General features: G+C 73.4%; 10 protein-coding genes. 3 read left to right on the plus strand and 7 right to left on the minus strand.

Translation table 11 applies throughout. The features are described from left to right. Positions 1–48: 48 nt before the first annotated feature. Both FHS37_RS20730 and FHS37_RS20735 read right to left on the minus strand, forming a co-directional pair. Complete coding sequence (locus tag FHS37_RS20730; RefSeq protein WP_184823467.1) at positions 49–2,253, minus strand: MMPL family transporter; 2,205 nt, start codon at positions 2,251–2,253, stop codon at positions 49–51. 100 nt (positions 2,254–2,353) lie between these two features. After that, positions 2,354–2,953, minus strand: a complete 600-nt coding sequence (locus FHS37_RS20735) for a TetR/AcrR family transcriptional regulator (protein ID WP_184823469.1) — start codon at positions 2,951–2,953, stop codon at positions 2,354–2,356. Between the two features lie 185 nt (positions 2,954–3,138). Here FHS37_RS20735 and FHS37_RS20740 point away from each other — a divergent pair, with 185 nt between their 5' ends. Beyond that, positions 3,139–6,459 carry a S41 family peptidase gene (locus FHS37_RS20740; RefSeq protein WP_184823471.1) on the plus strand — a complete coding sequence of 1,107 codons (3,321 nt, stop codon included), beginning with the start codon at positions 3,139–3,141 and terminating at the stop codon, positions 6,457–6,459. A 75-nt stretch (positions 6,460–6,534) separates the two neighbouring features. Here FHS37_RS20740 and FHS37_RS20745 read toward each other — a convergent pair whose 3' ends face one another. The 4 genes from FHS37_RS20745 to FHS37_RS20760 all read right to left on the minus strand — a co-directional run bounded on the left by FHS37_RS20745 (position 6,535) and on the right by FHS37_RS20760 (position 10,150). After that, positions 6,535–6,714, minus strand: coding sequence for a hypothetical protein (locus FHS37_RS20745; RefSeq protein ID WP_184823473.1), 180 nt, complete (start codon positions 6,712–6,714; stop codon positions 6,535–6,537). 75 nt (positions 6,715–6,789) lie between these two features. After that, positions 6,790–7,674: an SDR family oxidoreductase gene (locus FHS37_RS20750; RefSeq protein ID WP_184823475.1), complete on the minus strand. Its 885-nt coding sequence runs from the start codon at positions 7,672–7,674 to the stop codon at positions 6,790–6,792. Beyond that, complete coding sequence (locus tag FHS37_RS20755) at positions 7,671–8,612, minus strand: alpha/beta fold hydrolase (RefSeq protein ID WP_184823477.1); 942 nt, start codon at positions 8,610–8,612, stop codon at positions 7,671–7,673. Before FHS37_RS20755 ends, FHS37_RS20750 begins: the two co-directional genes overlap by 4 nt. Next, positions 8,609–10,150 (minus strand): flavin-containing monooxygenase, encoded by a 1,542-nt coding sequence (locus FHS37_RS20760; RefSeq protein ID WP_184823480.1) that lies wholly within the window; start codon positions 10,148–10,150, stop codon positions 8,609–8,611. Before FHS37_RS20760 ends, FHS37_RS20755 begins: the two co-directional genes overlap by 4 nt. A 177-nt stretch (positions 10,151–10,327) precedes the next feature. Here FHS37_RS20760 and FHS37_RS20765 point away from each other — a divergent pair, with 177 nt between their 5' ends. Further along, positions 10,328–10,948 carry a MerR family transcriptional regulator gene (locus tag FHS37_RS20765; protein ID WP_184824076.1) on the plus strand — a complete coding sequence of 207 codons (621 nt, stop codon included), beginning with the start codon at positions 10,328–10,330 and terminating at the stop codon, positions 10,946–10,948. Positions 10,949–10,983: 35 nt separating this feature from the next. Here the strand turns inward: FHS37_RS20765 and FHS37_RS20770 are convergent, their stop codons facing one another. Next, the gene (locus tag FHS37_RS20770) at positions 10,984–11,490 is read right to left on the minus strand and encodes a cupin domain-containing protein (protein ID WP_229889921.1); all 507 of its coding nucleotides are present in this window, start codon (positions 11,488–11,490) and stop codon (positions 10,984–10,986) included. 157 nt (positions 11,491–11,647) lie between these two features. Between FHS37_RS20770 and pdxR the strand changes: the two genes are divergently transcribed. Beyond that, positions 11,648–13,090, plus strand: a complete 1,443-nt coding sequence (pdxR, locus tag FHS37_RS20775) for a MocR-like pyridoxine biosynthesis transcription factor PdxR (RefSeq protein WP_184823483.1) — start codon at positions 11,648–11,650, stop codon at positions 13,088–13,090. The last annotated feature ends 24 nt before the right edge of the window (positions 13,091–13,114 follow it).

The following is a 13,114-nucleotide window of genomic DNA, read 5'->3' on the forward strand; positions in this document are numbered from 1 at the left end:
CCGTTCCCACGGGGCCCTCACCGGCCGGTTCTCCTGTCGGACGGGCCGTCAGACCCGGGCGAGTGCCCGGTCCCCGTCCCTGTCGTCCTCCGTGCGCAGGCCCTCGCCCTCGACGTCCACGTTGGGCAGGGCCCGGTCCAGCCACTTCGGCAGCCACCAGGCCTTGTCGCCGAGCAGGGACAGGACCGCCGGGACGATCGCCATGCGGACGACGAACGCGTCGAAGAGGACGGCGACCGCGAGGCCGAAGCCGATCATCTTGACCATCGACTCGCTGGAGCCGATGAAGCCGGAGAAGACCGCGATCATGATCACCGCGGCGGCCGTGACCACCCGGGCGCCGTGCCGGAAGCCGGTCACCACGGCCTGGCGCGGCTTCTCGCCGTGGACGTAGGCCTCCCGCATCCGGGTCACGAGGAACACCTCGTAGTCCATGGCCAGGCCGAAGACCACGCCGACCATGAAGATCGGCATCATCGACATGACCGGACCGGTCTGCTCCACGTTCATCAGGCCGGACAGCCAGCCCCACTGGAAGACCGCGACCACCGCGCCGAGGGCCGCCAGCACCGACAGGAGGAAGCCGAGGGCCGCCTTCAGCGGGACCAGGATCGAGCGGAAGACCACGATCAGCAGCAGGAACGCCAGGCCGACGACCAGGATCAGGTACGGGACCAGCGCGTCGTTGAGCTTCTGGGACACGTCGATGTTCATCGCCGTGGCGCCGGTGACCAGGACGTCGGCCTCGGTGTCGGCCTTGATGTCCGCGCCCGCGTCACGGATGTCGTGCACCAGGTCCTCGGTCGTCACCGAGGAGGGCTTGGCGTCGGGGACGACGGTGATCGTCGCCGTGTCGCCGGCCTTGTTGGGGGCCGCCGGGGACACGTTCACCACGTTGTCGAGGGCCTTGACGTCGTCGCCGGTCCGCTTGAAGACGGCCTGCGGGTCGTCGCTGCCCCGGGCGTCGACCACGACCACCAGCGGGCCGTTGAAGCCGGGGCCGAAACCCTCGGACAGCAGGTCGTAGGCGCGGCGCTGCGTGGTGGACGTCGGCTGCGAGCCGTCGTCGGGCAGGCCCAGTTCCAGGGAGGCCGCCGGGACGGCCGCGGCGCCCAGGCCCACGACGCCGAGCAGGAGGACCGCCACGGGACGGCGCACCACGAAGCTCGCCCAGCGGGTGCCCATGTTCGGGCGCTGCGGCTTCTTCGCGGCGCGGCCGCCGCCGAGCAGCTTGCTCTTCTCGCCGGCCGGGCGGACCCTGCGGCCCGCGTGGCCGAGCAGCGCCGGGACCAGGGTGAGGGCGATGAGGACCGCGATGGCGACCGTGCCGGCGGCGGCGATGCCCATCTTGGTCAGCATCGGGATGTTGACGACCGACAGGCCGACCAGGGCGATCACGACCGTGAGGCCGGCGAAGACCACCGCGGAGCCCGCCGTGCCGACGGCGCGGCCGGCCGCCTCCTCGCGCGCGCGGCCCTCGGCCAGTTCGGCGCGGTAGCGCGAGACGACGAACAGCGCGTAGTCGATGCCGACCGCGAGGCCGATCATCGAGGCCAGGATGGAGGTGGTGGAGCCGAGGTCGAGGGCGGAGGCCAGCGCGGTGATGGTCGCGACGCCGATGCCGACGCCGATGACCGCGGTGAGCAGCGGCAGACCGGCCGCGAGCAGCGAGCCGAAGGTGATGACGAGGACGACCGCGGCGACGCCGATGCCGATGATCTCGGCGGTACCGGTGTGCGGGACGGCCTGGAGCGCGTCACCGCCGATCTCCACGGTCAGCCCGGCGTCGCGGGCGTCCTCGGCGGCGCCCTCCAGCGCGTCGCGGGAGGAGTCCTCCAGCTCCATGCCGGAGACCTTGTAGCTCACCGAGGCGTAGGCGATGGTGCCGTCCTGGCTGACCCCGCCGCCCTGGTAGGGATCGGTGACGCGGGCGACCTCGGAGCCGCCGGACAGCTCCCGGACGGTCTTCTGGACGGTCGCCTTGTTCCCGGCGTCGGTCATCTTCTCGCCGGCGGGCGCCTTGAAGACGACGCGGGCGGTCGCTCCGTCGGCGCTGGAGCCGGGGAAGCGCTCCTCCAGCAGGTCGAAGGCCTTCTGGGCCTCGGTGCCGGGTATGGAGAAGGAGGTGGTGCCGGCCGCCGGGGCGCCGGCCGCGCCGGCGCCCGCGAGCGCCAGCAGCGCCACCCAGAACAGGGCTACGAGATGCCGTCGCCGGAAGGCGAACCGGCCGAGTCGGTAGAGGAAAGTGGCCACGGGGGCGTACTCCCGATCAGGTCGTGGGTACTTCGGGGCAGGGTGGATCAGCCCGACGACGTGAGCGGTGGCGTCAGGTGCTGGGTGACCGGGGGGACGGTCAGTGGGTGGGGACGCCGAGGGCGGGGAGGACCACGGCGTCGATGTACGAGACGAGGAACTCCCGCGTGGGCGGCAGGTCGTCGATCAGCGTCCGGGTGGCGAACGCGCCGACGAGCATGTGCACCATGTAGTCCGGCGCGGGGTTGTCGGGGCGGACCTCGCCCCGGTCGACCGCCCGCCGGACGATCCGCCGGAACTCCTCGACCTCCGGTTCGACCATGAGTTCCTTGAACGCCTGACGCAGGTCGTCGTTCATGTGCACGGCCATGGCCAACGCCCGCATCAGGGCGGCGTTCTGCTCCATGGAGCAGTCGTCCTCACGCGCGACGATGGCGTGCAGGTCGCCGCGCAGGGAACCGGTGTCGATGTCGGCGATGCCGCCCGGCTTCTGGTTCCGCATCGCCCTCACCACCAGCTCGGCCTTGCCGCCCCACTGGCGGTAGAGGGTGGCCTTGCTGGACCGGGTGCGGGCGGCGACGGCGTCCATGGTGAGGGCGTCGTAGCCGACCTCGCGGACCAGGTCGAGCACGGCCCGGTACAGCTCGGCCTCACGCTCGGGGGTGATCCGGCTGCGACGCGCCGTCGCGGCTTCGCCCATTCCGCTCACCTTCTCCCTCGGTCCGGCTCATCGCGCCGAACGACACCGTTTCGTACACATCGAATGTACCCCACTCCCGCAAAGAAACGAAACCGTTTCGTACGTGCTCTGGGTCACGTCCCCGCCGCCCCCCCCCCCGCCCGCCCGAGTTGCTGCGGCCCGCCCCCCGGAAAAGCATGGGAAGGGTGAGCTATCTGCGCCTGCCGCACCTCAACGGCGACCTGCTGTGCTTCGTGGCCGAGGACGACCTCTGGCTGGCCCCGCTCGACGGCCCTGGCCGGGCCTGGCGGCTCACCGTCGACCGCACCAAGCTCGGTCACCCCCGCTTCTCGCCCGACGGCCGTCACATCGCGTACACGAGCTGGCGCAGTCTGGACCCCGAGGTCCACCTCGTCCCGGTGGACGGCGGCCCGAGCACCCGGCTGACCTACTGGGGCAACTCCGACACCCGGGTCTGCGGCTGGGCGCCCCCCGACGGGGACGGCAGCGCCGAGATCCTCGCCGTCGCCTCGTACGGCGAGCCCTTCTCGCACTTCACCTGGGCCTACAAGATCGCCTGCGACGGCAGCCCGGGCCGCAAGCTGCCCTGGGGCCCGGTGACCGACATCCAGGTCGCCGACCTCGCCGGGGAGCGCAGGTCGCTGCTGCTCACCGGCACCCCGCCGCACGAGCCGGCCTCCTGGAAGCGCTACCGGGGCGGGGCCACGGGCAGGCTGTGGCTGCACGGGCGGCGGCTGCTCGAGGGCGTCGACGGCCATCTGCACTCCCCGATGTTCGTCGGCGGCCGGATCGCCTTCCTCTCCGACCACGAGGGCGTCGGCAACCTGTACTCGTGCGCGTACGACGGCTCCGACCTGCGCCGCCACACCGACCACGACGCCTTCTACGCCCGGCACGCCGCCAGCGACGGCACCCGGGTCGTCTACCAGTGCGCCGGCGACCTGTGGATCGTGGAGGACCTGTCCCCCGGCTCCGTCCCGCGCCGGCTCGACGTACGGCTGGGCGGGCCGCGCGCCGGGCGGCGCCGGTACCAGGTCCCCGCCGCCCACCACCTGGACGGGATCTCGGTCGACGAGACCGGCCGGGCGAGCGCCGTCGTCGTCCGCGGCAGCCTGTACTGGCTCACCCACCGCGACGGTCCCGCGCGCACCCTCACCGACACCCCGGGCGTGCGGGTGCGGCTGCCGGAGATGCTCGGCGCGAGCGGACGGGTGGCGTACGTGACGGACGCCGAGGGCGAGGACGCCGTCGAGATCGCCTCCCTGCCCCGGGCGAGCGGCCAGCGCCCGCCCCGGCGGCTGGCCTCCGGGCAGGTGGGCCGGGTGCTGGAGATGGCGGCGGACCCGGACGGGGAGCGGCTGGCCGTCGCCGCGCACGACGGGCGGCTGCTGCTGGTCGACACGGACGAGGAGGGGGACGGCGGGGTCACCGAGCTGATCCGCTCCGTCAACGGGCCGGTGCGCGACCTCGCCTTCTCCCCCGACGGCGCGTGGCTGGCCTGGTCGCACCCCTGGATCGGGCGGTCGCTGCGGCAGATCAAGCTCGCCCGGATCGCCGGAACGACGGAGGGGGCCCGGACGGTCGTCGACGTCACCAACGGCCGCTTCGAGGACGAGAACCCGGTCTTCACCCGGGACGGCCGCTACCTCGCCTTCCTGTCCTGGCGCGGCTTCGACCCGGTGTACGACGTGCACACCGGCGACCTGTCCTTCCCGCTGGGCTGCCGCCCCTACCTGGTGCCGCTGTCCTCGGCGACCCCCTCCCCGTTCGCCCTGAACCCCGAGGGCCGCCCGGCCGCCGGGGGCCTGGACCCGGTGGAGAGCGAGGACGCGGAGGAGGGCGGCGAAGGCGGTGCGGTGACCATCGAGGCGGAGGGACTGGAGAGCAGGGTCACCCCCTTCCCGGTCACCGCCTCCAAGTACTCGGCGCTGCACCCGGTCGCGGGCGGCGGCCTGGTGTGGCTGCGCTGGCCGATCTCCGGCGCGCTCGGCGAGACCTTCGCCAATCCCAACGACGTCAGCGGCCGGCCGACCCTGGAGTACTTCAACGTCAGCAAGGCGAAGAAGTCCGAACTCGTCGACCACCTCGACTTCTTCTCCGTCAGCGGCGACGGCACCCGGCTGGTCGTGGTCGACGAGGGCGAACTGCGCGCGGCCCCCTCCACCGAACCCGGGGACAGCGACTCCACGGTGTGGATCGACGCCCGCCGCATCCTGCACGAGGCCGACCCGGCGGCGGAGTGGCGCCAGGCGTACGCGGAGGCCGGACGGCTGATCCGTGCCTACTTCTGGGATCCCGGCATGTGCGGCATCGACTGGGACGCGGTGCTGGAGCAGTACCGCCCGCTGGTCGAACGGGTCGCCTCCCCCGACGAGTTCGCGGACCTGCTGCGCGAGGTGCTCGGCGAGCTCGGCACCTCCCACGCCTACGTCACCGCCGCCCGCCGCAACGAGGGCCCGCCGCACTACCAGCGCCGCCAGGGCCTGCTCGGCGCCAACCTCGTGCCCCGCGAGGAGGGTTGGACGGTCAAGCGCATCCTGACCGGCGACTCCTCCGACTCCCGGGCCCGTTCCCCGCTGGCCGGCACCGGCATCCGCGAGGGCGCGGTCCTCACCCACGTCGACGGCCGCCCGGTGGACCCGGTCGCCGGCCCCTACCCGCTGCTCGCGGGCGCGGGCGGCACGACGACGGAGCTGACCTTCCGCCCGCCCGCCGCCCGCCACCGCCCTTCCGCGGAAGGCCCTCCGGGCCCCTCCGGTTCCGAGGGTGAGGGCCCGCCCCGCCGGGTCGCCGTCGTCCCGCTGGTCGACGAGACGCCGCTGCGCTACCAGGACTGGGTGGCCAAACGGCGGTCGGTGGTGCGGGAGTTGAGCGACGGCCGGTGCGGCTACCTGCACATCCCCGACATGGGAGGCTCGGGCTGGGCCCAGTTCAACCGCGATGTCCGCATGGAGGTGTCCCGCCCGGCGCTGATCGTGGACGTGCGCGGCAACGCCGGCGGCCACATCAGCGAGCTGGTCGTCGAGAAGCTGACCCGCACCATCCTGGGCTGGGACCTCACGCGCGACGCCCAGCCGGTGTCGTACGCCTCCAACGCCCCGCGCGGACCGGTGGTGGCGCTCGCGGACGAGGCGACCAGCTCCGACGGCGACATGATCACCGCCGCGTTCAAACTGCTCGGACTCGGCCCGGTGGTCGGCCAGCGCACCTGGGGCGGTGTGGTCGGCATGACCGGCCGGCACCGACTGGGCGACGGCACGGTGATCACGGTGCCGATGAACGCGGCCTGGTTCGACGCGTACGGCTGGTCGGTGGAGAACAAGGGCGTCGAACCCGACCTGGAGGCGCTGCGCACCCCGCTGGACTGGGCCGAGGGCCGCTACGCCCAGCTCGACGACGCGGTCCGGCTGGCCGTCGAGCTGCTGGAGACCAACCCCCCGGCCACTCCCCCGACGTACCGCGACGTCCCCGACCGCTCCCGCCCGAAGCTGCCGCCGCGCGGTTGAGGAACGGGGAACGCAGGAAGGGGCGCCCTTCGCCGGAGGCGCCCCTTCCGCGTCACGCCGCTTCAGCGCAGGACGTCAGGCGTCGTAGTCCTGGTCGAAGCGGTCCTCGGACTCCCGCTGGCGCTGCGGGTTGTCCATGTCCTCGTCCTGACGGCGGCCGCGGTTCTGCATGTGCTCCCTGCCCTGCTGAGCACGCTGCTTGGCCTGCTGCTGGAGCCGCTCGGACTTCTCCTGGAACTGGTCCTTCATACCCATGTGGGTTCACTCCCGTGTGGGGTGGGGGAACTTGCCCGACCAGATTCACACGGCCCGTCACCCTGCGCATGTCGATCACTCACGCAGCGTAGTGCGGTGCTGCTCATCGGCGTTGCCGCCGGCTCCGACCAGTCCCGTGCGGATGCCGGAGAGCCGGTCCGCGAACCGCCGCACCTCCCGCTGCCCCACCGTCCCGATCAGGCCCGGCAGATACCCGCGCACGCCCTGCATCCCGCGCAGCCACCACTGCCCGTACACATGGCTCGCCCGCCGCTCGATCCCGTCCACGATCCGGTCCACGGCGGGCCCCAGCGGGTAGGTCTTGTTGGCCGGCCACGGCAGCCGCTGCCTCAACTCCCGCATCACGTCGTCCTGATCGGCCCCGCGCACCATGTCGGTGTCGGTCCACGACAGGTACCCGACGCCGACCCGCACGCCCCGGTACCCGACCTCGGCCCGCAGGCTGTGCGCGTACGCCTCCACACCGGACTTGGACGCGCAGTACGCGGTCATCATCGGCGCCGGGGTGATGGCGGCGAGCGAGGCGATCTGGAGCAGGTAGCCGCGGCTCTCGGCGAGCAGCGGCAGGAACGCCCGCGCGGTGACCGCCGATCCGATCAGGTTGACCTCGATCACCCGCCGCCAGGACTCCGGGTCGGAGTCGACGAACGGACCGCCCGTCGCCACACCGGCGTTGGCGACCACGATGTCGACCCGGCCGAACCGCTCCTTCACCTCCCGCGCGACCCCGGCCATCGCCTCGTGGTCGGTGACGTCGGCGTGCCAGTGGTCGCTGTCGCCGTGCAGCCGCGCGGAGACCTCCTTCAGCGCGTCCGGCTCCAGCCCGACCAGCGCCACCCTCGCCCCGCGCGCGGAGAGCTTGCGGGCCAGCAACTCCCCCACCCCGCGCGCCGCTCCGGTGACGACGGCGACCTGTCCTTCGAGACTGACCCTGCTCATGCGCTCTCCTCGGCGGGCACGACGTGGTGGTGGGGGATGGTCACGTGGGCGGCGACGAGCGCCCGGATCTTCCCGGTGACCAGGTCGGGCGCCTCGACGGGGGTCATGTGCCCGATGCCGGGGAGCTCCGTGACGCCGAGGCAGTGGGGCAGTGCGGCGGCCAGCGACCGCGCGTGCACCGGCGGGGTGAGCCGGTCCGCGGCGCCGACGACGATCTCGGCCGGCACCCTCAACTCCCTCACCCCGTGGTCGAGGTCCAGCAGGTCGAGGACGTGCGACCAGGCGTGCCGCACCGTGCGCGGGCAGGCGTGCACGATGCGGGCGCACGCCTCGACCATCTCCGGGCTCGAAGCGGGGCCCATCGTCCCGTACTTGAGGATCCGGCGGGCGAGCGGCGTGACCGGTCCGAGCGGGGCCCGGGAGCCGAGGATGCGCCGGGTGAGCCAGGTCCGCGCCCGGCCCTCGCGGATCGGCACCACCGTCGACTCGGCGACCAGCCGCGAACTGCCCGTGCTGCACAGCAGGACGGCCGCCGCGTGCGCGCGGAACGCGGGCCGGGAGGAGGCGGCCATCACCGTCATCCCGCCCATGGAGTGCCCGGCGATCACCGCCCGTTCGCCCGGTGCGAGGGTGGCGCCCAGCACGGCCTCCAGGTCGTCGGCGAGCTCGTCCGTGCCGCAGGCGGGGCCCGCGGGGGTGCGTCCGTGGCCGCGCTGGTCGTAGGCGATGACCCGGTGGTCGGCGGCCAGGTCCCGGATCTGCGCCGCCCAGAAGGCGGTCGAGCAGGTCCAGCCGTGGGCGAGGACGACCGCGGGCGCCCGCTCGGGTCCGTGCACCTCGACGTGCAGCCGGGAGCCGTCGGCGGAGACGGCGGTCAGCTCGCGGGGGGCGGCGGGCGGGGCGTACGGCCCCGAGGCCACGTGCGTCAGCCGGCTCACGCGGTCACCCCGGCGTCGTCCCGGGTGACGGCGGTCTTCTGCGCGGGTGCCCGCAGAACGGTGTACTCGGCCAGGTCCACGTGCCGGGTGGCCCGCCGGAACTCGGTCGTCGTGCCCGGCCAGATGGTGGTGTTGCGCCCGTTCGCGTCCAGGTACCAGCTGGTGCAGCCGCCGGTGTTCCACACCGTGCGCTTCATCCGCTGCTGCACCCGGTGGTTCCAGGCGCGCACCGCGCTGGGCCGGGCGTCGAGGGCGACCCGGCCGCCCAGGACGTCGAGCTGACGGAGGTAGTCGGCCATGTAGTTCAGCTGGGACTCGATCATGAGGATCATGGAGGAGTTCCCGAGGCCGGTGTTGGGCCCGATGATCGTCATCCAGTTGGGGAACCCGGCGGCCGAGGCGCCGCGCAGCGCCTGCATCCCGCCGGCCCAGGTCTCGGCGAGGGTCCTGCCCTCCGCGCCGACGACCCGCTCGGCGATGGGCATGTCGGTGACGTGGAACCCGGTGCCGAACACGATCGCGTCGACCTCGGCCTCGGTGCCGTCGGCGGCGACGACGGTCGACCCGCGCACCTCGCTCAGCCCGCTCGCGACGACGTCGACGTTGGGCTGCGCGAGCGCCGGGTAGTAGGTGCTCGACAGCAGGATCCGCTTGCAGCCGATGCGGTAGTCCGGGGTGAGTTTGGCGCGCAGGGCCGGGTCCTTGACGGCACGGGCCATGTTGCGCTTGGCCAGCCGCTCGACCAGGCCGAGTTCGTTCGGGTGCTTGGTGAACGCCTGGACCTGCAGCTCCCGTACGCCCCAGAGCAGTCCGCGGCGCATCCGGGTGGTGAAGGGCAGCGCCCGGTGCACGGCGCGCTCGGCGCCGCCGATGGCGCGGTCGACGCGGGGCAGGACCCAGGCGGGGGTGCGCTGGAGCAGGGTGAGCCGGGAGACGAGCGGCTGGATCGACGGCACGATCTGGATCGCCGAGGCGCCCGTGCCGACCATGGCGACCCGCTTGCCGCGCAGGTCGTAGTCGTGGTCCCAGCGGGCGGAGTGGAAGACCTTGCCGGGGAAGGTGTCGAGTCCCGGGACGTCGGGGATCTTCGGGTCGGACAGCGGCCCGGTGGCGGACACGACCACGTCCGCGCTGAGGCTGCCGCTGCTGGTCTCGATGTCCCAGCGCAGCCGCTCGGCGTCCCACGCCATCCGCTTCACCTCCGAGTCGAAGCGGATGTGCGGCCGCAGCCCGAAGACGTCGGTGACGTGCTCCAGGTAGGCGCGAATGTGCTCCTGCCCGGAGAAGGAGCGCGGCCAGTCGGGATTGGGCGCGAAGGAGAACGAGTACAGGTGGGACGGCACGTCGCACGCGCAGCCGGGGTAGCTGTTGTCCCGCCAGGTGCCGCCGACGCTGCCCGCCCGCTCCAGGACGACGAAGTCGGTGATCCCCTCGCGCCGCAGCCGCACGGCGGCCCCGAGCCCGCCGAACCCGGACCCGACCACCGCCACCCGTACATGCTCGTGTTCGTTCTCGTGCCCGTGCCCGTGCTCGGCCATCCCGAAGCCTCCACGCATCGCTCAGAACTCCGCCAGTGAACACTGGCGCAATGGGGAGGGTAGAGCAGGCCCGTACTGATGGGTAGGGGGCGTGCGAGGAAAGTTACCGCCGGTACGCCCTAGGCTGCTGCTGTGGCAGCGGACAACGAAGGACCCGGTGAGCGGCGCGAGTACCGCATGGAGGAGCTGGCCCGACTGGCCGGCATCACGGTGCGCACCCTGCGCTTCTACCGCGAGCGCAAGCTGATCCCGCCGCCCCGCCGCGAGGGCCGCATCGCCTGGTACGACGACCACCACCTGGCCCGCCTGCGCACGATCACGGCGCTGCTGGAGCGCGGCCACACCCTCAGCGGCATAGCGGAACTCGCCGAGGCCTTCGACCACGGCCGCGACGTCGGCGACCTCCTCGGCATGGAGGTCCCCACCGAGGAGACCCCCGTCCGCCTGACCCCCGAGGAACTCGCCGACCACTTCGCCGGGGAGGTCACGCCCGAGAACCTCGCCGCCGCCCTGGACCTCGGCTACCTCGGCGTCGACGGCGAGGAGATCGTCCACATCAGCCGCCGCCTGCTGGACGTGTCGTCCGCCCTGGTCCGCGAGGGCATCCCGCTCGCGGAGGTGCTCCGCGCCGGCCGGGAGGCCCGCGCCCACGCCGACGCCCTGGCCGACCTCTTCGCCGGCCTGATCCTCCGCCACGCCCCCGAGGAAGCCCTCCACCGCCTGCGCCCCCTGGCCCGCAGCGTGGTCGACGCGGAGCTGTCCCTGGCCCTGGACCGGCGGCTGCACAAGAAGGAGTGACCGGCGTCAAGGGCACGGACGGACCCCGCCGCCGGTCAGGCGTCGGCGAGCTCCGCCTGCCACAGGGGGCTGGCGAAGTAGTGGTTGTCGTACCGCTCGGAACTGGCCTTGATGTCCTCGACGGTGGCCTCCCCCCGGTACACGCGCTCCAGCAGACGGTAGTAGTCGAAGCGGTCCATACCGGGGGTGAAGGCGACCAGCACGTCGGCCTCCTCGCCGGGGGCCGGGGCGAAGGCGTGCGGCAACCGCGGCGGCACCGTCACGAAGTCGCCCGCCCCCAGGGTGACGATCCGGTCGCCCAGCAGCACGCGCAGGCTGCCGCCGAGCACGAAGAACATCTCGGTCGCCCTGGTGTGGAAGTGGGCGGGGGCGCCCGGGGAACCCTTGCGCAGGGTGGCCCGGTTGGCCGTCAGCGCCCCCTGGGTCCGGTCGGAGTCGGCGAGCAGGGTGATGAGGCTGGCGGCCCCGTCCTGCAGCGTCTCGGCGGAGTCGGCACGGACGAGGACGGGACGGGCGGACGCGTTCACGGGGTTCTCGGACACGGGTTCTCCTCGGGCGTGGTCGGGGCGGTGCGACGGCGAGGAACGGACCCGCACGGGCCCTTCCGGGCCGCCACCGGCCCCCGGCGCCGCGCCGGGGTCCCGTTCCTCATGACCACCACGCTAGGCCTCGCAAAGACCGCGCGTAGGGTGCATTTCCATGACGGATTCATGGGTCAATCCGGCCGGGCGCACCGGCAGCGACCTCCATCTGGACCTGAACCTGGACCCGGCCGGAGGCGGCAGCCGCCGCGCCGTGCTCGGCCGTGCGCTGCGCGAGGCGATCAGGGAGGGACGGCTGGCACCGGGCACCCGGCTCCCTCCCTACCGGTCGCTCGCCGCCGACCTCGGACTGGCCCGCAACACCGTCGCCGAGACCTACGCCGAACTCGTCGCCGAGGGCTGGCTGGTCGCCCGTCAGGGGTCGGGGACCCGGGTGGCGCCCAGAGCGAGGCCGGCCGCGTCCCCACGCGTGCCCAAACCCGTGCCGACCCGTCCGGAGCCGCCCGCCCACGACCTGCGGCAGGGCCTGCCGGACGTCTCCTCCTTCCCCCGTACGGCCTGGCTGGCCGCCGCACGGCGGGCGCTGAACGCGGCGCCCCACGAGGCGTTCGGGCCCGGTGATCCCCGCGGGCGGCCCGAACTGCGGCGCGCCCTCGCCGGATACCTGTCCCGCGTGCGGGGCGTACGCGCCAGCCCCGAGACGATCGTCGTGTGCTCCGGCTTCGCGCACGCCCTGCGCCTGCTCTTCGGCGGGAAGGTGCTGCGCGGCCCCCTGGCCGTGGAGTCCTACGGACTGCCGTTCCACCGGTCGGTCCTGGAGGCGGCACGGGTACGGACCGTGCCCCTGACGCTGGACGGACACGGCGCGCGCACCGCTGAGCTGCCCACGCTGAAGGGAGTGCGGGCGGCCCTGCTCACCCCCGCCCACCAGTTCCCCACGGGAGGACCGCTCCACCCCGAGCGACGGGCCGCCGCGGTGGACTGGGCGCGCGCGGGCGGGGGCGTGCTGCTGGAGGACGACTACGACGGGGAGTTCCGTTACGACCGGGAGCCGGTGGGCGCCGTCCAGGGACTCGACCCGCAGCACGTCGTGTACCTGGGCTCGCTCAGCAAGAGCCTCTCCCCCGCGCTGAGGCTGGGCTGGATGGTGCTGCCGGACCACCTGGTGGAGCCCGTGCTGCGCGTCAAGGGCGAGCGCGAGGCGTGGGCCGGGGTCACGGACCAGCTGACCCTCGCCGATCTCATCGAGTCGGGCCACTACGACCGCCACATCCGCCGGACCCGGCAGCGTTACCGGGACCGGAGGGACCGTCTGGTCGAGCTCCTCGCCCGCCGGGCACCGCACATCGCGCCCACGGGCATCGCCGCCGGGCTGCACGCGGTGCTGGACCTGCCGCCCGGCACCGAACGGTCGGTGGTCAAGGCCGCGGCCTGGCAGCGCATCGCCGTGGACGGGCTCGCCGGTTTCCGGCACCCGGACGCCACCATGCCCGCCCGCGACGGCCTGGTCGTCGGCTACGCCGCACCCCCCGACCACGGTTTCGGAGCGGCGCTCGACGCCCTCTGCCGCATTCTGCCTCCCCCGCCCGACGGGAGCTGACGGCTACGGCCGCCCCGGCACCCC

Origin of the sequence: Streptomyces griseomycini, from assembly GCF_014203535.1 — a bacterium.
Taxonomy (GTDB): domain Bacteria; phylum Actinomycetota; class Actinomycetes; order Streptomycetales; family Streptomycetaceae; genus Streptomyces; species Streptomyces griseomycini.

Excerpts from the sequence above, each read along its gene's own strand:
- FHS37_RS20735 (WP_184823469.1), bottom strand. The coding sequence starts at position 2,953 with ATGGGCGAAGCCGCGACGGCGCGTCGCAGCCGGATCACCCCCGAGCGT.
- FHS37_RS20745 (WP_184823473.1), bottom strand. The coding sequence starts at position 6,714 with ATGGGTATGAAGGACCAGTTCCAGGAGAAGTCCGAGCGGCTCCAGCAG.
- FHS37_RS20750 (WP_184823475.1), bottom strand. The coding sequence starts at position 7,674 with ATGAGCAGGGTCAGTCTCGAAGGACAGGTCGCCGTCGTCACCGGAGCG.
- FHS37_RS20760 (WP_184823480.1), bottom strand. The coding sequence starts at position 10,150 with ATGGCCGAGCACGGGCACGGGCACGAGAACGAACACGAGCATGTACGG.
- FHS37_RS20765 (WP_184824076.1), top strand. The coding sequence starts at position 10,328 with ATGGAGGAGCTGGCCCGACTGGCCGGCATCACGGTGCGCACCCTGCGC.
- pdxR (WP_184823483.1), top strand. The coding sequence starts at position 11,648 with ATGACGGATTCATGGGTCAATCCGGCCGGGCGCACCGGCAGCGACCTC.